Source organism: Corallococcus sp. 4LFB (assembly GCF_046520365.1).
Lineage (GTDB): Bacteria > Myxococcota > Myxococcia > Myxococcales > Myxococcaceae > Corallococcus > Corallococcus caeni.
Map to the genome: position 1 here is coordinate 1 of NZ_JBKGHJ010001229.1, position 497 is coordinate 497.

The 497-nt window shown below is 70.4% G+C and carries 1 protein-coding gene; it reads left to right on the forward strand.

The genetic code is table 11. The features are described from left to right. A partial coding sequence (locus ACLEQD_RS45065; protein ID WP_410392017.1) for a condensation domain-containing protein occupies window positions 1-497 on the forward strand: 497 nt, incomplete at both ends.

Sequence of the window (497 nt, forward strand, 5' to 3'; positions counted from 1 at the left end):
GCACCTGCTGCTGGTGACGATGCACCACATCGTCTCCGACGGCTGGTCCATGGGCGTCCTCGTCCGGGAAGTGGCCGCCTTCTACGAAGCCTTCAGCGCCGGCCGCGCTCCCACCCTCGCGCCGCTGCCCGTGCAGTACGCGGACTTCGCCGTGTGGCAGCGAGGCTGGCTCCAGGGTGAGGCCCTGGACGCGCAGCTTGGCTATTGGAAGCAGCAGCTCTCGGGGGCACCGTCCGCGCTGGACCTGCCCACGGACCGTCCGCGCCCGCCCGTGCAGTCACGCCGGGGCGCGACGGTGGACGTCCACATTCCGTCGCAGGTCGCCCAGGCACTCAAGTCCCTGGCCCAGGGTGAAGGCGCGACGCCCTTCATGGTGCTGCTGGCGGCCTGGCAGGTGCTGCTGTCGCGTTACTCCACGCAGGACGACATCAGCGTGGGCACCCCCATCGCCGGCCGCACCCAGGCGGAGACCGAAGGCCTCATCGGCTTCTTCGTCA